General features: G+C 48.2%; 22 protein-coding genes. 15 read left to right on the forward strand and 7 right to left on the reverse strand.

From position 1 onward, the window contains the following. The first annotated feature begins 60 nt into the window (after window positions 1-60). The 12 genes from ACE3MZ_RS04815 to ACE3MZ_RS04870 all read left to right on the forward strand — a co-directional run bounded on the left by ACE3MZ_RS04815 (window position 61) and on the right by ACE3MZ_RS04870 (window position 8725). A complete protein-coding gene (locus ACE3MZ_RS04815) occupies window positions 61-423 on the forward strand; it encodes a hypothetical protein (RefSeq protein WP_411345348.1) in 363 nt (120 codons plus the stop codon). A 139-nt stretch (window positions 424-562) separates the two neighbouring features. Further along, window positions 563-2512 carry an asparagine synthase-related protein gene (locus tag ACE3MZ_RS04820; protein WP_411345349.1) on the forward strand — a complete coding sequence of 650 codons (1950 nt, stop codon included), beginning with the start codon at window positions 563-565 and terminating at the stop codon, window positions 2510-2512. Window positions 2513-2548: 36 nt separating this feature from the next. Continuing rightward, entirely contained in the window at window positions 2549-2677 is a 129-nt protein-coding gene (locus tag ACE3MZ_RS04825) for a paeninodin family lasso peptide (RefSeq protein WP_411345350.1), read from the forward strand. A gap of 64 nt (window positions 2678-2741) precedes the next feature. Then, on the forward strand, window positions 2742-2876 hold the full coding sequence (locus tag ACE3MZ_RS04830) for a paeninodin family lasso peptide (RefSeq protein WP_411345351.1): 135 nt from the start codon (window positions 2742-2744) through the stop codon (window positions 2874-2876). Between the two features lie 48 nt (window positions 2877-2924). Continuing rightward, complete coding sequence (locus tag ACE3MZ_RS04835; RefSeq protein ID WP_411346698.1) at window positions 2925-3059, forward strand: paeninodin family lasso peptide; 135 nt, start codon at window positions 2925-2927, stop codon at window positions 3057-3059. A 61-nt stretch (window positions 3060-3120) separates the two neighbouring features. Beyond that, a complete protein-coding gene (locus ACE3MZ_RS04840; RefSeq protein ID WP_411345352.1) occupies window positions 3121-3255 on the forward strand; it encodes a paeninodin family lasso peptide in 135 nt (44 codons plus the stop codon). 35 nt (window positions 3256-3290) lie between these two features. Beyond that, window positions 3291-3419 carry a paeninodin family lasso peptide gene (locus tag ACE3MZ_RS04845; protein ID WP_367054040.1) on the forward strand — a complete coding sequence of 43 codons (129 nt, stop codon included), beginning with the start codon at window positions 3291-3293 and terminating at the stop codon, window positions 3417-3419. A gap of 286 nt (window positions 3420-3705) precedes the next feature. Next, a complete protein-coding gene (locus tag ACE3MZ_RS04850) occupies window positions 3706-4638 on the forward strand; it encodes an aldolase (protein ID WP_411345353.1) in 933 nt (310 codons plus the stop codon). 281 nt (window positions 4639-4919) lie between these two features. Continuing rightward, a complete protein-coding gene (locus ACE3MZ_RS04855; protein WP_411345354.1) occupies window positions 4920-5231 on the forward strand; it encodes a lasso peptide biosynthesis PqqD family chaperone in 312 nt (103 codons plus the stop codon). Continuing rightward, window positions 5206-5670 carry a lasso peptide biosynthesis B2 protein gene (locus tag ACE3MZ_RS04860; RefSeq protein ID WP_411345355.1) on the forward strand — a complete coding sequence of 155 codons (465 nt, stop codon included), beginning with the start codon at window positions 5206-5208 and terminating at the stop codon, window positions 5668-5670. Before ACE3MZ_RS04855 ends, ACE3MZ_RS04860 begins: the two co-directional genes overlap by 26 nt. Before the next feature lie 65 nt (window positions 5671-5735). After that, on the forward strand, window positions 5736-6935 hold the full coding sequence (locus ACE3MZ_RS04865; protein ID WP_411345356.1) for a nucleotidyltransferase family protein: 1200 nt from the start codon (window positions 5736-5738) through the stop codon (window positions 6933-6935). After that, window positions 6932-8725: an ABC transporter ATP-binding protein gene (locus tag ACE3MZ_RS04870; RefSeq protein ID WP_411345357.1), complete on the forward strand. Its 1794-nt coding sequence runs from the start codon at window positions 6932-6934 to the stop codon at window positions 8723-8725. The genes ACE3MZ_RS04865 and ACE3MZ_RS04870 overlap by 4 nt, the downstream gene beginning before the upstream one ends. 165 nt (window positions 8726-8890) lie before the next feature. On the opposite strand, the gene ACE3MZ_RS04875 is transcribed toward ACE3MZ_RS04870, so the two are convergent. The 4 genes from ACE3MZ_RS04875 to ACE3MZ_RS04890 all read right to left on the reverse strand — a co-directional run bounded on the left by ACE3MZ_RS04875 (window position 8891) and on the right by ACE3MZ_RS04890 (window position 11935). Continuing rightward, window positions 8891-9385 (reverse strand): type II toxin-antitoxin system PemK/MazF family toxin, encoded by a 495-nt coding sequence (locus ACE3MZ_RS04875; RefSeq protein ID WP_411345358.1) that lies wholly within the window; start codon window positions 9383-9385, stop codon window positions 8891-8893. A 52-nt stretch (window positions 9386-9437) separates the two neighbouring features. Beyond that, window positions 9438-9638 (reverse strand): hypothetical protein, encoded by a 201-nt coding sequence (locus tag ACE3MZ_RS04880; protein ID WP_411345359.1) that lies wholly within the window; start codon window positions 9636-9638, stop codon window positions 9438-9440. A 235-nt stretch (window positions 9639-9873) separates the two neighbouring features. Beyond that, window positions 9874-10806, reverse strand: coding sequence for an aldo/keto reductase (locus ACE3MZ_RS04885; protein ID WP_411345360.1), 933 nt, complete (start codon window positions 10804-10806; stop codon window positions 9874-9876). Window positions 10807-10930: 124 nt separating this feature from the next. Continuing rightward, window positions 10931-11935: a Gfo/Idh/MocA family protein gene (locus tag ACE3MZ_RS04890; RefSeq protein ID WP_411345361.1), complete on the reverse strand. Its 1005-nt coding sequence runs from the start codon at window positions 11933-11935 to the stop codon at window positions 10931-10933. 126 nt (window positions 11936-12061) lie between these two features. Between ACE3MZ_RS04890 and ACE3MZ_RS04895 the strand changes: the two genes are divergently transcribed. Continuing rightward, the gene (locus tag ACE3MZ_RS04895) at window positions 12062-12895 is read left to right on the forward strand and encodes an AraC family transcriptional regulator (RefSeq protein ID WP_411345362.1); all 834 of its coding nucleotides are present in this window, start codon (window positions 12062-12064) and stop codon (window positions 12893-12895) included. 159 nt (window positions 12896-13054) lie between these two features. Next, entirely contained in the window at window positions 13055-13699 is a 645-nt protein-coding gene (locus tag ACE3MZ_RS04900) for a hypothetical protein (RefSeq protein ID WP_411345363.1), read from the forward strand. 191 nt (window positions 13700-13890) lie between these two features. Here ACE3MZ_RS04900 and cysC read toward each other — a convergent pair whose 3' ends face one another. After that, complete coding sequence (gene cysC, locus ACE3MZ_RS04905; protein WP_411345364.1) at window positions 13891-14511, reverse strand: adenylyl-sulfate kinase; 621 nt, start codon at window positions 14509-14511, stop codon at window positions 13891-13893. A gap of 156 nt (window positions 14512-14667) precedes the next feature. On the opposite strand from cysC, the gene ACE3MZ_RS04910 reads away from it, so the two are divergent. Continuing rightward, complete coding sequence (locus ACE3MZ_RS04910) at window positions 14668-14976, forward strand: hypothetical protein (protein ID WP_411345365.1); 309 nt, start codon at window positions 14668-14670, stop codon at window positions 14974-14976. Between the two features lie 218 nt (window positions 14977-15194). Here the strand turns inward: ACE3MZ_RS04910 and ACE3MZ_RS04915 are convergent, their stop codons facing one another. Next, window positions 15195-16109 (reverse strand): EamA family transporter, encoded by a 915-nt coding sequence (locus ACE3MZ_RS04915; RefSeq protein WP_411345366.1) that lies wholly within the window; start codon window positions 16107-16109, stop codon window positions 15195-15197. 265 nt (window positions 16110-16374) lie between these two features. Further along, window positions 16375-17112: a polysaccharide deacetylase family protein gene (locus tag ACE3MZ_RS04920; RefSeq protein WP_411345367.1), complete on the reverse strand. Its 738-nt coding sequence runs from the start codon at window positions 17110-17112 to the stop codon at window positions 16375-16377. Window positions 17113-17198: the final 86 nt, after the last annotated feature.

The raw sequence follows: 17198 nt of genomic DNA on the forward strand, positions 1-17198 counted from the left end.
ATACGGGTGATAAAAATGATCAACCGATCTCTTCCCGTCTTTATAACGGGAGGTACAGTGGTGAAGCATTATGAAAAAAAGGCTAAGACACTTACTGAATTTGATAATGAACTGAATCAGCAACGTGCACAGGACATTTATATAGAAGGAGAACCGAAGCAAGTCATCCCTTCGGTGTATAACAATCCTATTACAATGGTAGATCAGCTGCCGATCGTAACACCTTCCGAATCGGAAACAATCAGTATTGCGGAATTGCAAATGTTTACTCGTCAATATGGTCAACGTGCCCAGCAGTATGAGACGCAAGCGCAAGTGCTGAAAAAGCAAAGTGAACAACTGCGCAATGAATCTCTCTCTTTGCTTAGTCGCAAAGACTGGCTGGCTGAAGATTGCCGACGTGCCAATATGAAGGTTCATTAAAAGCATTGCTTTGTATGAACGATGAACAATGATGTATACAAATCTGTAAATACACACGATACATACAGAAGATGACGCAATGCTAATGATGACACCATGCTACTAATGAATAAATATAGGACTGAAAGGAGTGCAGACGATGAGCGCAATCGCCGGAATATGGGATCGTAGCAAACAGCAAAGCCCGAAGCAATGGACAGCGTATGGGCAGCGAATGATGGACAGCATGAGCAAATATCCGAAGGATCGCTCAGCCATCTGGCAAGATGGACACGTCTGGCTCGGCTGTCATGACCAGTGGATCACTCCAGAGTCAGAAGGACAACAAGTCCCGTATGATGACGCATTGCGTAGATTGACGATTACCGGTGATGTCATTCTTGATAACCGCGAAGAATTGATGTCACGACTTGGACTGCAACATGAACATGATATGCCTGATTTGCATGTATTGCTGCGTGCGTATGAGCAATGGGGCGAGCAGATGGCAGATAAGCTGAATGGCGATTTTGCCTTTATGATCTGGGATGACGCACGTCAACAGCTATTCGGTGCGCGAGACTGGTCAGGCAACCGAACATTGTATTATGCCGAGCAGCAAGGAGCATTTCTGTTTGCAAGTACGATGGAGGCATTGCTGCATACGGGTATCGTTGGAAGAACGTTGTCCACACCATGGATGGCGGAGTTTCTAACCACAGTGGCAATGGAAGAGTCAACCGATATTCAGGCAACGGTGTATGAGCAGATCAAGCAATTGCCGCCTGCCCATGCTATCGTATTGAACGAATCTCATGTGCGTATGTACCAGTATGGTAATCTACTGCCAGATGAACCGCTGCATTTACGTTCGGATGGAGAATACGAAGAAGCATTCCGCGAGCTGTTTGCCCGTGTTGTACGTGCCAAAGTGCGTACTCGTCATGGTGTAGCTGCAACGTTGAGTGGTGGATTGGATTCAGGCAGTGTAGTCAGTTATGCTGCACCGATCTTGTCGGCGCAAAATAAGCCGATTCACACGTATAGCTTCGTTCCGATTCCCGGCTTCAAAGATTGGACGTCATCGCGCATTATGGCGAATGAACGTCCTTATATTGAAGAAACGGTCAAGCATGTGCGCCGTGTGAACGATGTGCATGATCATTATATGGACTTTGCCGATCGCAGTCCGCTGAGTGAAGTGGAGCACTGGCTTGGTCTGATGGAGATGCCTTACAAGTATTTTGAGAATTCGTTCTGGATTCGAGGAATCTTCGAGCGTGCTCAGCAGAATGGAGCAGGGGTATTGCTAACCGGGGCGAGAGGAAACTTTACCATCTCTTGGGGACCAGCGATCGAATACTATGCCGGGATGCTGAAGAAATTCCGCTGGCTGCGATTGTATCAGGAATTGAAATTGTACAGTCGGAACGCCGGTATTCGTCGCAAAAAGATCATTCAGCAGATTAGCGAAACGGCATTTCCGGGATTATCGCGCAGTGCGCCTGATCTCGGTCGCCCAGATGCGCTGAAATGGATCAATCCTGAGCTGGCACAGCGAACCGGTATGGTAGAGCGTGTGCGTCAAGCAGAGCTAGATCTGATCGGTAGCGATACGATGAGCGATATGGAAGTTCGGCATAGCAAATTTGCCAATTTGGCGGTAGCGAACAAGGATGGCGCGGTCACATCGAAGATCTCGATGGGCTACGGTGTCTGGGAACGCGATCCGACGAATGATCCGCGTATTATCAAATTTTGCCTGTCACTTCCATTTGACCAATATGTACAAAATGGGATGGATCGCGCGCTGATCCGCCGCGCTACCGCTGGTAATTTGCCAGATAAGATCCGACTGAACCAGAAGGTACGCGGGTTGCAACCGGCGGACTGGGTACTACGGATGCGTCCGCAATGGGGCGCTTTTACAAGTGAAATTCGTGATATTTGCCAGGATTCTGCGGTAGCGGAATGGGTAAACACGGATAACATTATGCACGCACTGCATGAGGTGGGAGAATCGCCTGATGCGGAGGCAGCATTCAATCCGGCTACACGCCTGCTGATGCGCAGTCTGATTATCGGACGCTTCATCCGCGGCTTAGCATAATGTTTGTATACTCTGTAAAGGAGGTGAAAAACAAGGATGAACAAAATGGAGTGGAATGCGCCAGAACTGGAAGTTCTGGACATCAACGAAACGATGGCCGGCAAAGGCTGGAAAGTCATCGACTGGGTTACCTACGATGATGCCGACCTGTACAATCCAAGCTGATCCAACTAAGGGGTAGTCAGTCGCTATTCAGTTTTATATCCAAACATTATGGGAGGCACGTGCAATGACAAACGAAAAAATGCAATGGCAAGCTCCACAGCTTGAAGTGTTGGATGTAAACGAAACACAAGCAGGTAAAGGCTGGAGAGTGATTGACTGGGTTACTTACGACGACGCGGACCTGTATAACCCGAGTTGATCGGCACATCCGCACCTTTCATATCCACGCACAAAGGAGGAATTAATGATGAATACTGATAAATTGCAATGGCAAGCACCAGCTATGGAAGTGCTGGATATGAGCCAGACAGCAGCCGGTAAAGGCTGGAAAGCTATCGACTGGGTCACTTATGACGATGCGGATCTGTACAACCCAAGCTGATTGGTATGTATGGCAAGGCCATTGATTACGTTTGATCATTGTTTCTGAGGAGGTTCATGAAATGGAGCAAAAAAAAGCAACATGGCACGTTCCGCAGATGGAAATATTGGATGTAAACCAAACGATGGCTGGTAAAGGTTGGCGCGCGATGGACTGGATTAACTATGAGGATGCGGATGTAAATAATTACAGCTGATTCTTCATCAAAACGAATATAAGGGAGGCTATGCGATGCAAAAAGAGCAATGGCAAGCACCGACGCTGGAAGTTCTGGATGTCAATGAAACAATGGCAGGTAAAGGCTGGAAAGTGATCGACTGGGTCACTTATGATGATGCGGATCTTTACAACCCGAGCTGATCGGTGTTCTGCCTGCACAGGATCATCATGGACCTGTTCGGGCCTCTGATGACGAAAGTGACCCTTATACCTTGTAACGTATAAGGGTCCATTTTCTTGACTTTACCCAAGACGAGTGAGTAGACAAGCTGTTTCACACATAGGTGACCTATCATAGCACAATTGCAGATCGAACAAGCAGGTCGCTGACCTGTAGCTTCATATTCCAACTGCGCACAACGCGTATTGCCGATGGATGTCCGGGATGCTGGCGCATCGCGCAGACCTACACTGGGAGGACCAGATTATGAACACGATCCAACAAACCGTATATCAGGCGTTTGGCCTGCGGATTCAAAGCGAAATTTCCTTGCCCGAGTTGCAGCAAGTTAACGATACAATAGATTCCATTGACGTGACCATCCGTTTTGGCGACTTGTCCAAATGGGAGCATGTGGTCAACGCACGCGAAACCAATTTCAGTATTCAGCTAGCGGGCTTTATGTTCCGTATGCCGGATACCGCCACTTTTTGCATTTCCGAAGGCGAACAGATTGTTATTGATCCGTTGCCAGGTGTAAGTGAGGATAAGATCCGTCTGTTTGTACTTGGAACGTGCATGGGTGTACTGCTGATGCAGCGCAACCGATTCCCGCTGCATGGTAGCGCATTGCTGATTGAAGGCAAAGCATACGCGTTTGTCGGTCAATCCGGAGCAGGCAAATCGACGCTGGCAGCTACTTTTGTCAAAGCAGGCTATCCACTGCTGAGCGATGATGTCATTCCGATTGCGTACAAAGATGGTATTCCGTTAGTGTACCCGACCTATCCGCAGCAAAAATTATGGCAAGAAAGTCTGGACCATTTTGGCATGTCGTCCAATAGTTATTCGGCGCTGCACGATGAATATGATAAATTTGCCATCCCGGTCGGGGATAAATTTCATAATGAGCCTGTACCGCTCGCTGGTGTATTCGAACTGGCGAAGACGGAAGATCCATACGCTTCGATCCGCAAATTGGAGCGTCTGGAGCGTGTGCATATTTTGCTCGCACATACGTACCGTAGCGCAGTCATTCCGCGCCTGGATCTGAAACAGCAGCATTTCTCGATGGTAGCTGCTCTGGCGGGCGAGCTGGAAGCTTATCAGATTCATCGTTCGACCACGACATTTACAGCACCGGAGATTGTGGAAAAGGTACTGTCCTTGATTCGCTCCAATCGTTACAGCAATTCCTAAGCATGCTCGTTATGCTCCTGAGCGCGAGAATATCGCGATCATCGTAACGAATGTTTCCAATCCAACAGGTGTACCAGACAGGCAGCAGAGCGATGGCATTTCCATCGCTATCGCCTGTTTGTTGTATACCGGAACGTTTCAGATCATATGCGATGTTGTTATAACATAAGAACGTCATGGAGAAATACGGAAGGGGTGTTGTCTTTTTCATCTGTATCATGAATCGGTAGAACGGTTCATCATTGTAAGCTAATTTGCCCATATGGAAAGGGGAGTTCATAATGACCCAAACAGAATTGTTAAACAATCAGAAGATCACGCAAAACAAAAATTATATCGCTAGTGATATGAATGGCGAAAAGGTGATGCTGGATGTGCAATCCGGTAAGTATTACAACCTCGGTGCAATCGGTGGACGGATCTGGGATTTGACATCACAGCCAACAACGGTAGATGGCATCGTGGATGTACTCGTGCAGGAATATGATGTACCTCGCGACGTTTGTTCACAGCAAGTGCAAACATTTATCCAGCAAATGCTGAATGAAGGTCTAGTTGAGGTGCAGGATGGCGCGGACGATCGCAATCTCTAAGCTGAGCAAGCTGCGTCAATACCCTGCCGAGATGCGACGTCTGATGCTGGAGGCGTTCTGGTATCTGGCATGGGGACGCGTATTGAAGATGCTGCCTTTTGCCAAAGTGTCGCCTTCCCTTGGTGACCATATGCAGGAGACGACTTACGAAACGCAACGTGAGGCACACCGCCAATCGGTTCAGATCTCGAAGGCGCTGCATCTAGTCAGCCCGCATGTGTTCTGGGAAACGGAATGTCTCGTTATGGCATTTGCCGCTCAGAAAATGTTAAACCGTCGTCGTCTGCCCAGTACGTTGTATCTCGGAATGCGGCGGGATGAACGAGGACGTACTGCTGCCCATGCGTGGCTGCGCAGTGGACGCTTTTACCTGACCGGGGCGAAGGAGCTGGATCAGTATACTGTCGTCGGTATGTTTGCCAAACAATTTCAATCTTAACCGGAGATGACCCTGTGCACGAGGCAGCGGCAGACCCGGACGATTTTGCGATAAAGGAGTACGCCATGAACAAGCAATGGAGCCCTGAACTGCATGATTTCCCTGCTGAACTGCTGCTTTTGCTGGATATGGTTCAATCCGGGCGCAGTTCGTTTGCTGCCTTGAATGTGGCAGATCAATCATTGGACTGGCAGGCGTTTGGCTCGCTTGCCTTGCATCACCGCTTGTATCCAACCATTCACGCGGTCTGTAATGCACAGTCACAGCAGTTGCCTAGTAACATGCTGCAATGGCTGAATCAAAAATACCAGCGCAATGCGTTTACAATGCTGCAACTGAGCGGTCAGATGCAGCGCGTGACACAAGCGCTAACCGATCGCCAGATTCGTGCTCTGCAATTAAAAGGGCCAGTACTGGCGCAATCGCTATACGGCGACCTATCCCGCCGCACATCCAAAGATCTGGATGTGCTGGTGCCGATCGAACAGGCGGACGAAGCAGAGCAAGTACTGCTCAGCCTCGGATTCGTGAAAACACAGGAAGTGCCGCGTACGACCGACAATTGGCGCTGGCGGTACAACCATGAATCGTATGTCGATGAACGCACGGGTGTGGAAATTGAACTGCACTGGCGACTGAATGGCGATGCCGGTGCGGAACAAGGATTCGAGGAGTTGTGGGAACGCCGTCAACAGCTAGAATTCGGTGGAACAGCAATTCAGATGCTCGGACAGGAAGATCTGCTGATCTATCTGTGTGTGCATGGCGCACGTCATGCGTGGTTCCGTCTACGCTGGCTCGTCGATATTGATCGACTGGTGCAAAGCCAGCTGGATTGGCAACTGCTGCGCCGCTTAACGCATCAATACAAATGTAATCATATCGTCGGTCAGGCATTTGTATTAACTCACTGGATGCTGCATACGCCGATTAGTGGCGAGATGGCACAATGGGCAGATGCTCCGCGTGCGCAGGATCTGGCGCGGCGCGTACTTGTCTTTATTCGGGAAAAGGTTAATCTATGCCCGGAGCCAGAAACGCAAGTGCTTGCCAAGTATTATCGGTCTTATCAATACGCGCTGAAAACGATCGGTCAGAAGGCGCTATTCTGGGTGCGCAAAATGGCACCGGATGATTGGGATATGCAAACATTGCCGCTGCCCAAAATGCTGTATTTTATGTATTATCCGTTGCATCCGTTTCTGCTGCTATATCGTCGTACTCAACGACGTGACGCGGTGCAAAGAGAGGTGGAGCAGCAATGAATGTGATTCGCAATTATGTGAATGAACTGCGTCAGTATGCGGGCAAACGACTATATCTGTATATCGCTTTAATGCTGCTGATCAGCGTGCTGGATATGGTGACACTGTACATGCTGGTGCCATTGCTCAGTCTGATTGGCGTATTCGGTGGTAGTACTGGTTCGTTGCCGATGGCAGGGCTGTTCGATCCGCTCAAGCAGATGCCACTTGTAACTTCACTGGCGATCGTGCTGGGCGTGTATAGCCTGCTGACGGTCATACAAGGATTCATGCAGCGCAAACAGTCGATGATGGGCGCGGAGATTCAGCAGGGCTTTATCAAAACACTGCGGCTGCGCGTCTATCGTCATATTATGCGCTCGAATTGGTCATTTTTCCTGCGTAAGCGCAAGTCCGATCTGAGCCATATGCTGACGACAGAGCTGGCGCGTGTCAGTCAAGGCACCAATCTGGTGCTGATGCTGGCGACGTCGATTTTGTTTACCGTGCTGCAAATTGGATTTGCGATGGTACTGTCGGTAAAAATGACGCTGCTCGTGCTGATCGGCGGCGGACTGCTGGCACTGTATGCCCGCCGGTTTGTGCGTCGCTCCAAAGCGTACGGCGACAAAATGACACAGTTATCTCAAGATTATTTTTCCGGTATTCAGGAAAATCTGAACGGGATCAAAGATATTAAAAGCAATATGCTGGAAGCATCGCATTTTGACTGGTTCCGCAATATGGCGAACAAACTGGAATATAATCTGATCCAGCAAGTACGATTGAATTCGGCGACTCAACTTATGTACAAGCTAGTTTCGGTTGTATTCATTATCGGATTCATCCTATTGTCGGCACAGGTGTTCCAGTTACAACCGGAACGTTCGGTGCTGATCATCCTGATCTTCGCCCGCCTGTGGCCTCGCTTTAGCGGCATTCAGTCGTATCTGGAATACATCAGCGCGCTCGTACCTGCCTTCCATGCTCTGTCCAAGTTACAGGAGGAATGCAAACAGTCCGAAGAAAGCTATAGCCCGGTTGCGCATGGCGAAGGGCCTGTGCAAAGTATGCAGGACGGTATCCGCTGTGAAGAGGTATCGTTCCGTTATACGACCGAGCATGAAGATGCCCTCAAGCAGGTCAATCTGTATATCCCAGCAGGCAAGATGACGGCGATTGCCGGACGGTCTGGTGCCGGGAAAAGTACGTTGATCGATCTGTTGATGGGTCTGATGGAGCCGCAGCAGGGCACAGTGAAGATGGATGGTGCTTCGCTAACTGGTGAACGCCTGCTATCATGGCGCAATTCGATCGGATACGTCTCGCAGGAGCCGTTTCTATTCCATACGAGCATCCGTGACAATCTGCTGCTGGTGAAGCCGGAAGCGACTGAGGATGAATTGTGGGAAGCATTGGCATTTGCCGCGTGTGACGAATTTATCCGCAAGCTGCCGCAAGGACTCGATACGATTATCGGTGACCGCGGGGTGCGACTGTCTGGTGGAGAGCGTCAGCGTGTCGTGCTGGCACGAGCTATTTTGCGTAAACCGGAAGTGCTTATTCTGGATGAAGCAACCAGCTCACTGGACACGGAGAATGAAGCCAAAGTGCAGGCTGCGCTGGAGAAGCTGAAAGGCAAAATTACACTCATCGTCATCGCTCACCGCTTGTCCACGATCCGCAATGCCGATCAGGTGGTCGTGGTAGACGAGGGTCGTATCGTGCAGCAGGGAGAATTCAGCCAGTTGTCACGCGAAACAAAAGGCACATTCCATCAACTGCTCGGCTATCAGAACGCCGCGCAGTGAAGAAGCTGCAATCATGGATGTTGCAAGCCGATTGGTTACTTATTGAGCATATATGATGCGGTATCAAGATCGAAGCTTGCTGCGAATCAACGCCAAGCTTCGGTTTTTTATTATGATAAATGAGATGATTGTTGTGTCTAGAAAGCTGGATTTGCTTTCACTTACTTATGTATCGCTGGAACCGTCTTGTAGCTCTTGTTGCTGCTCAAGGGCTTTCAGGGCTATTAATGTTTCTACTGCCTCGTACAGATTCAGAGTTTGAATTAGCTGCAAATCGACTTGCAACATTGTATCTGGATCCATTTCTCCTTTATACGAATCAAGCCATTCACGATTAAGAGTTACAACTTGCCCAGTACTCACATAGGAATCATGATCCAAAAATGGATGCTTCTCTTGTGTAATTCTTACTAGCGAACCCATAACACTACGATTTTCTTTCTGCGCTCGATTGGCTTCTGCTTTTGCCGTTGTAATCGGTACGACCAATACTGATCTGGAATCAACATCTTCAAAATCATGATCGTGCAGTACAATTGCAAAATGCAATCCCTTCATAATAAAGCTTGGCTTTGGTGTATCGATAGACTCTTTTGTTTCTGGAAAATGAGCTTTTATTACCCAGCCCCGTTGAAAATTGTTTGCCCCTTCTAGTGGCACGTATGTTCCCCCTAATGAACAAAATAAAATCCACCGTGTAACAGTGGATTTATTAATTATGTTTTGATGCGTAAAACAGCGTCTCTTTTTGCAGCGCACGATCAATTTTCTTTTGAACTTCAGGTGTACGATTGTGGCTGTAATACTCAGCCGCACTTACACCAAAGCGTTCTTTGGTCATTGCATCGATGCGTTTGGCACGCTCAATAGCAGATGGTTCTTTGTGTGTAGATGAAAATGGAATGATATCCATTACAATTACCTCCTAATTTGAGGTTGGTATTGAGGAAAAGTAACGTTACTTTTCTTCAATTGTATCACCAACAGAAGCTCTTCACAAACACTTCCTTAGCTTGTAAATAGAGAGCACCCGGATCATCTTTCCTTGCTCATCCGGGTGCTTGTTACGTTTTCTTCGACTAATAAAATATATAGGTTCTTCGTTTGGCTCATTCGGGCGCCTAAACTTTGAGCAGACACAACACGACTTAATCCTGACGCAAATCGAGCCATTCCACTTCGTCACGGGTCAATACAATGCCAGCACCTTCATCACAAGACAGCAATTCCTCACGATTTTGTGCACCAATCAATGCGCATGTCGGAAACGGTTGATTCAGCACATATGCCAGCGCGATCTGAATCGTGGTGGTGTCTTTTTGTTGCGCCAATTCTCCAGCGCGGCGCAGGCGTTCCCAGTTGCCATCACTATAAAATACGCGTACCAGATCAGCGTTGTCGCGCACTTCGGGTGTAAAGCGTCCGGTGAAAAAGCCGCGTGCTTGCGACGACCATGACAGCAGCGGTAGCCGGGTTTGTTCATGCCAATCCAGCGTCTGCTGATCGGCGGATACACAGCCTGCCCAGAACGGCTCGTTTGCTTTGGCAAGACTGAGGTTGGGGCTACTAAACGTAAAGCCGACCAGTCCATGAGCAGCTGCATAATCATTCGCTTCTTGCAGACGTTGCCATGTCCAGTTGGACGCTCCAAGCGCACCGATCTGACCTGCTTCCCGATGTTCGTTAAGCGCTTCCAGAATGACGCCGACAGGTACGGATTCATCATCCCGATGCAGAGCATACAATTCGACAAAATCGGTTTGCAACCGTTCCAGACTAGTCAGCAGATCGCTGCGAATATCCTGTGCATTCACACGCGGACCGTTCTGGTCATGATGCGCACCTTTGGTCAGAATAACGATGGAGTCGCGATTGTTATGCTCCTGCATATATTGACCGAGCACCACTTCACTTTCGCCACCACAGTAAATGTGAGCAGTATCGACGGTAGTACCACCGATTTCGAGAAATGCGTTCAGATTAGCAGATGCCTTCTCATATGTGTCATGTTTAAAATAATCTGTGCCTTTGATCAGTCGTGAAACGGGTTTACCTGCACCTTCAATATGGATATAGTCCATTTCGATTCAATCCTTTCCTATGGGTAATCGACTTCGGTAATTGATGTTCAAAACTAATTTTCATAAATGATTTCGATAGCTCATTTCGGTAGCTGATTTCTGATTTCCGTAAAGGCATATCGTATTACAATCCAATGCGCTGTTGTTCATCTGCCGAGCGCAGACAGGCTTCCAGCACTCTCATATTTTGCACAGCATCCTCTGCTCCGTAGCGTGGCGCTATACCATCCAGCACCGTACGGGCAAAGTCATCTGCTTGCGCCGCATACTGATTGATCACAGGCACTTCCACTTCGCGCCGCTCATCACCGACAGTGACGAAGAAGTTGGAGCGATTGTCCTCGTGACTCACAAAGGCGGACGGCACTTCGATGATACCTTTTGTCCCTAGCACTTCCAACGTATTGCGAAACGCCGCCCACATGCCGCTGTCGAACGTGACGCCGATCCGGTCACCAAATTCCAACAAACCACTTGCCATCATATCCACGTTATCATGCTCTGGTGAAAAGAAGCCTTTGACTGTCGCCGCAGATGGTTCCGCACGCAGCAACATACGCGCCGCACTGATCGAATAACAGCCGATATCGTACAATGCACCGCCACCCCAATCACGCCGAAAGCGTACATTGCCGTCGGCACTGCTGTTGTTAAATGTAAACGTACTATGAATGCCGCGAATGTCACCAATCTCACCGCTGTCGATTATGTTGGCAATCTGCTCATAGCGTGGATGATGACGATACATAAATGCTTCTGCCAGATGCACCCCGGCAGTCTGTGCTGCATCTGCCATTTGCTGTGCTTGATCGGCGTTCAGCGCAAGCGGCTTTTCACATAAAATATGCTTGCCCGCCTGTGCTGCACGGATCGCCCATTCGCAGTGCAAATGGTTAGGTAGCGGAATGTACACCGCGTCGATCTGCTCGTCTGCCAGCAGTTCCTCATAGCTGCCATACGCGGTAGGGATGCCGAGCTGCTGCGCTGTTTCGCTCGCCTTGTCGAGATTGCGACTGGCGATGGCGGTCACTTCATTTCGCTGTGATTGTTGAATACCGGGGATTACAGAGCGAATAGCAATACTGGCGCTACCGAGAATACCCCAGCGCAATTTGATGTTGGTGGTCATCTTGTATTTCCTCCTATGGACAGGTTAACTTTGTTCTATGTTGTGATTATAATGAATAATAAAGACCTTGAAAATGATAATATATTGAATTGAATTAACACAAAATTGTGGTTAGGAGAATGGATTATGATCAGGCAGAGTATGTTGCTGACATTGCAGGAACAGCCTTATTTTTGCCTGCCGGAATCGGTAGGATTGTACAGTGAGCATCCGAATCATTCGGTGCTGCGAGAAGAAGGAGCGCTGAACAATTTTAATATTCACTATGTCGCTTCTGGGAAAGGATATGTGGAGGTGGACGGGACGGTGCATGAAGTGCGCGGCGGGCAGGCGGTGTTATATTTTCCATTGCAGCGACAGCGGTATTACAGTAGTCAGGATGATCCATGGGATATTCGGTGGGTACACTTTTATGGAGAGCGGCTGCACGATTATATGATTGAGCGCGGATTTCATCGGCATCCGCTATGGACGCTGCGACAACGGGAATCGTGGGAGCAGGCGCATCTGCATCTGCTGGAAGAGGCAGAGCATAATCGCATGCTGCATCCGTCCCGATTGTCGACGCTGACGTATGCAGTACTGGCGGAATTTGTACATCAGGCGGTGCCACTCAAGAAGACGCGGGCAGGCAAGGCGGAGAATCGCATTTTGGCACTACTGCCACAGATGCAGCAGGAAGCATGCGAGCCATTTCTGTTGCAGGATTGGGCGGAACGGGCAGGCGTGAGTGAGTATTATTTTTGCAAGCTGTTCAAAACGCTGACCGAGATGACACCACTGGAATTTATCACCCGCTCGCGCTTGCAAATGGCAAAGCAATGGCTATTGGAGCGCCCGGATCGCAATATCGGTCAGATTGCAGCAGATGCCGGGTATCCGAGTGTGAGTTATTTTAATCGTCAATTTATGGCGCGCGAGAGCATGACGCCGAGTGAGTATCGTAAATTGTACTGGTGAGGGATGGATCGTAACCAGATAGCTGCTGCTAGCATTCCATCCGGTTACAACATAATCGGGATGTTACAAAAATGGAAAAAGAAACCGATTCTCTATATAGATCGTATGAGGTACAAGAATAAGCGATAATTGTATAGAGAAAAAGGGGATATGAATGTCATGAACAAATGGATCACAATAGGTACACTGACTGTAATGATGCTTGTAGCTACAGGCTGCAACTCGTCCGGCAATACGCAGATTGCTTCGGACACAAACACTTCTACCGCAAGTGCGGAAGCGAACAATCAAACTACACATAGCGACACTAGCATTGCCAAGGATCATGTCACTGCATCAGACTCAAAAGAGCTGTCGGATCATGATTACAATCTTATGGGCGAATATATGGATAAAACCGATAAGCTGATGCAACGATGGGATACGGAATTGTTTGCTATGCAGGCGACCATTGATGCACTGACGAACTATGAACTAGGAGAAGTAGAGGCGGAAGCCAAATTTAGACAGCATCAACAAGCATTTCACGGGTTGAACAGCGAACTAAAACTGATTTCCGCTCCTGATATGGAATCGGGATATTGGGGAAGTGTATTCAATAACTTTCATACTAATTTTATTGGGGCGCCTGCCGCTGCTGAGGATGCTGCGCAGTACTTTGTCGAAGCATTCGAATATCAGGACGAGTCCAAAGTAAAGCGGGGGAGTGAGTCGTGGGAACGGGCATGGGCGTATTATGATCAAACGAATGATAGTTTGGATGAGATGACAAAGCAAATGCGTCTACTCAAAGCCCAACAATAACAGATCGCAAAAGAATCGCCCTGCCGCATTGTCCAGTCATGACGAACAATGCAGCAGGGCGAGCACAATGAATAGTTATAGTGCATTTGATGTTGTACATATAAACGTCTAAAAGTAGGAAAGTCTAAAAGTATCCAACCGAGCGCGCCCAATCATCATTCTGATGGCAATCATTCATCGCAAATACGCAATCAAAGCAACGTTGCCTCTTCTGGTGCAGCACCTAATTCTAACGTTTCAACCATAAGCATCACAGCTTCCTGCACAGATAAAATCTCTGTATTGATTACTAGCTCTGGCGATTGTGGCTGTTCATACGGTGCATCTACACCTGTAAAGTGTGCAATTTCACCAGCACGTGCGCGTGCGTACATGCCTTTTGGATCGCGCAGCTCACACACTTCCAGTGGACACGCTACATGAATCTCGGCAAAATCTTCCGCTGCGAACAGCTCGCGTACACGATCTCGATCCTGCGCATACGGCGATACAAACGCGGCAATCACGATATGCCCGGCATCCAGAAACAGTTTGCAGACTTCGCCAATTCGCCGCAAATTCTCGCGTCGATCCTGCTGGGAAAAGCCCAGATCGGCATTCAAGCCATGCCGAATATTATCGCCATCTAGCACATAACACATCCGTCCCTGACGGAACAATTCCTGCTCCAGAGCAAACGCCAGCGTTGTCTTACCCGCAGCAGGCAGACCGGTCAGCCATAATACGCGCCCTCGCTGTGCATACCGTTGTTCTCGCTGCTGACGGCTTACCGTCGAAGTCTGCCATACGACCTCATTGGTCGATTTCATCATTCACTCGCTCCTTTGACAATATGTATGTGCTTATCATATCAGGTTGGGAACGCGTGATGCCAATCCTGGCGTGAAATTTGCACAAAAGCGAAAGCAAAACATACTACGTCGAAGAAGGATACAACAGACATACACAAGAGAAGGGCGGAATATACTATGGCAAAATGGTTCAAAGCGGTTTGGATCATGGTGGTGATTGCTCATGTGTTATGTATCATCAACTGGTTTGTGATGACAACCCATGTTTTCCAGCAGCGATTACATCCGTTGGACATCGTATATTTCATACTTGCAGGCTTTTTCTCTTTTCCATTATTAGCGATGTCCATTGCGGCAATCTGGTTTCCGCGCACGAGAGCAAACCCGATATTGAATTATGTAATCGGTACACTGATTATGATCTGTTTGGTCTACGTTATGCGTTGGTACTTGGAATACAATGGATATTCTCATCCTAAGTCGTAAAGTAGGATGTCAGCACAGTGATTAGTATGATCAAAAAAAACCGGGTATGCAGCGGAATTGTGCATACCCGGTTTCTATCAATAGCTGCTATTTCAGCCTACTTGAATGCTAGCTCATTTTCAAAATGGGATTCGTTATTCCATACGTCATTCGTTGCTTCATTCTCACCGTAGATCATCGTTCCAGTGCTTGTCCCTATTCTCCGACCGAGATTAGATTCAAAGATGACCAACCTCAGGTGAAATGACAACTGTCTGGCGCTTGCGAGTGCGTGCCTTTCTGTTGCCCAGTGCGATCCCGATCAGAATGATCAGCACACCTGTCCATTGCAGCACGCTCACCTGCTCGTGCAGGGCAAAGTAGGACATCGTTACCGCCATCGGCAATTCCGAAGCGGTCATGATCGTCCCCAGACCAGCCCCCAGATGTGGCAATCCGATCGAGAACAGCAGCGGCGGCAATACTACACCGAAGATACCAAGCACCAATCCGTATGGCAGAATGCCCATCAACATATCGCTGTGGAAAATAAACGTAGGCGGATAAATGAACAATACGAGCAAAAATGCGCCGGTAGACATCAGCGAGCTTTTTAGCATCGGTTGTGTACCTTTGCCGACAAAGCTACCGAGGAAAATGAACAGCGCGAACGACACGGCTGCCAGCAGCCCCCAGAAGATGCCGACCCATGAGAGCGAAGCGCTTTGCTGGGACAATACATTTGCCGCCAAAAATGAGCCAATCAGCAAGATGACGATTGCGAATAGTTTCTCGCGTGTCGGTTTCCTTTTCTGGAACAGCCATTCATACAGCGTGCCGATCCAGACGAATTGGAACAATAAAATAATCGCAAATGAAGCGTTCAGTGATTGCAGCGACTGGTAGTAGAACAATCCCGCCAATCCGAATGGCAAGCCAGCCAACACAATTTTGAGCGCGGTTGTGGTTTGTATTTTCTGTTTTTTGGTACATAGATACACAATCCATGTAAAGATCACACCGAAAAAGTATTGCGCTGCGGTTACTTGTCCGCTAGTGAATCCGGCTACATATGCCGTTTTCACAAACGTGGACAGAATACCATAGCTGCATCCTCCCAAAAATACAATCAGTGCGTACTGCCATAACTTCATAATTCCATTCTCCTTTATGCGTAACTAAGATGAAATAATGTTCAAATCTCCAAAACAACCAAATAAAAAAGCCACACACGATGTCGGAATGACATCGTGTGTGGCGAAAATAGAGTATGCCTCTACAAAAATCCACAATCATGAACAGAATGCACATTGGTTCATGGTATTTGAACATTATTTCAAATTAGTATAAAATGAAAATCTTTTTCTGTCAACGATGTGACATGATTCTCTTGTGTATCTACAGCATATACGTTCGATATTAACGTTCGTCGTTCCAGAAGTTCACTGGTTTGATCGACTTATCAAGCGTTTTGAACGTGTAGCCTTCTGCCTTCAGTTCCTTCATTAGGATCGGTAGTACTTTTAGCGTTCCCGGTTGATCATGCATCAGCACGACTGGAGTTTGACCACGGCGCTCTACGGAATGAATCTGACTCATGATGTTGTTGTAGACGCGCTGATGATCTTTTTTGTACTTCCAATCTAGTGAATCGACATTCCAATCCCACAGATGGAACCCGCCGACTGGCAGCAGCACATCGCGGAAGTTCTTTTTCAGATATGGTTTGCTGCCATAAGGCGTACGTACAAGGCTGGTGTATTTGCCAGTTACTTTGTACAGACTCTTGTTGGCGCCAACCATCTCGTTGTAGGCACTATACGGTGAAGCGTAGAATTTGCCCGGTACATGGGTCACGCCATGCAGTCCGAGTCCGTTGCCTTCTGCCACGATGCGTTTGGTCGCTGACGCGTAACGCTCCATATGTGGACCGAGCATGAAGAAGGTCGCTTTGGCATCATATTGCTTCAGAATGTCCAGCAGCTGCATCGTATGTGCAGTTGGACCGTCATCGAAGGTGAGGTAGATGGTTTTGCCAGCGGTCGCCTGATTCTGTTTGTCTGTCGTTCCGGACGATTTGGCGGCGGCAAAGACGGATTGCGGAATAAGTAATGCCATGATGAGTGTAACGATTATCCATTTTTTCTTGTGCAGCATACGATTGAACGCTCCTTACTTGATTGATTTCGTTTTCCATGATTCCCGTCATTCATCATAACAGGATTGGAGAAACGTAATCTTGC

Source organism: Paenibacillus sp. WLX1005 (assembly GCF_046603685.1).
Classification (GTDB): domain Bacteria; phylum Bacillota; class Bacilli; order Paenibacillales; family Paenibacillaceae; genus Saccharibacillus.

Excerpts from the sequence above, each read along its gene's own strand:
- ACE3MZ_RS04890 (WP_411345361.1), bottom strand. The coding sequence starts at position 11,935 with ATGACCACCAACATCAAATTGCGCTGGGGTATTCTCGGTAGCGCCAGT.
- ACE3MZ_RS04865 (WP_411345356.1), top strand. The coding sequence starts at position 5,736 with ATGAACAAGCAATGGAGCCCTGAACTGCATGATTTCCCTGCTGAACTG.
- ACE3MZ_RS04900 (WP_411345363.1), top strand. The coding sequence starts at position 13,055 with ATGAACAAATGGATCACAATAGGTACACTGACTGTAATGATGCTTGTA.
- ACE3MZ_RS04835 (WP_411346698.1), top strand. The coding sequence starts at position 2,925 with ATGAATACTGATAAATTGCAATGGCAAGCACCAGCTATGGAAGTGCTG.
- ACE3MZ_RS04845 (WP_367054040.1), top strand. The coding sequence starts at position 3,291 with ATGCAAAAAGAGCAATGGCAAGCACCGACGCTGGAAGTTCTGGATGTC.
- ACE3MZ_RS04915 (WP_411345366.1), bottom strand. The coding sequence starts at position 16,109 with ATGAAGTTATGGCAGTACGCACTGATTGTATTTTTGGGAGGATGCAGC.
- ACE3MZ_RS04820 (WP_411345349.1), top strand. The coding sequence starts at position 563 with ATGAGCGCAATCGCCGGAATATGGGATCGTAGCAAACAGCAAAGCCCG.
- ACE3MZ_RS04910 (WP_411345365.1), top strand. The coding sequence starts at position 14,668 with ATGGCAAAATGGTTCAAAGCGGTTTGGATCATGGTGGTGATTGCTCAT.
- ACE3MZ_RS04895 (WP_411345362.1), top strand. The coding sequence starts at position 12,062 with ATGATCAGGCAGAGTATGTTGCTGACATTGCAGGAACAGCCTTATTTT.
- ACE3MZ_RS04850 (WP_411345353.1), top strand. The coding sequence starts at position 3,706 with ATGAACACGATCCAACAAACCGTATATCAGGCGTTTGGCCTGCGGATT.
- ACE3MZ_RS04920 (WP_411345367.1), bottom strand. The coding sequence starts at position 17,112 with ATGCTGCACAAGAAAAAATGGATAATCGTTACACTCATCATGGCATTA.
- ACE3MZ_RS04840 (WP_411345352.1), top strand. The coding sequence starts at position 3,121 with ATGGAGCAAAAAAAAGCAACATGGCACGTTCCGCAGATGGAAATATTG.
- ACE3MZ_RS04855 (WP_411345354.1), top strand. The coding sequence starts at position 4,920 with ATGACCCAAACAGAATTGTTAAACAATCAGAAGATCACGCAAAACAAA.
- ACE3MZ_RS04880 (WP_411345359.1), bottom strand. The coding sequence starts at position 9,638 with ATGGATATCATTCCATTTTCATCTACACACAAAGAACCATCTGCTATT.
- ACE3MZ_RS04830 (WP_411345351.1), top strand. The coding sequence starts at position 2,742 with ATGACAAACGAAAAAATGCAATGGCAAGCTCCACAGCTTGAAGTGTTG.
- cysC (WP_411345364.1), bottom strand. The coding sequence starts at position 14,511 with ATGATGAAATCGACCAATGAGGTCGTATGGCAGACTTCGACGGTAAGC.
- ACE3MZ_RS04825 (WP_411345350.1), top strand. The coding sequence starts at position 2,549 with ATGAACAAAATGGAGTGGAATGCGCCAGAACTGGAAGTTCTGGACATC.
- ACE3MZ_RS04860 (WP_411345355.1), top strand. The coding sequence starts at position 5,206 with ATGGCGCGGACGATCGCAATCTCTAAGCTGAGCAAGCTGCGTCAATAC.
- ACE3MZ_RS04870 (WP_411345357.1), top strand. The coding sequence starts at position 6,932 with ATGAATGTGATTCGCAATTATGTGAATGAACTGCGTCAGTATGCGGGC.
- ACE3MZ_RS04885 (WP_411345360.1), bottom strand. The coding sequence starts at position 10,806 with ATGGACTATATCCATATTGAAGGTGCAGGTAAACCCGTTTCACGACTG.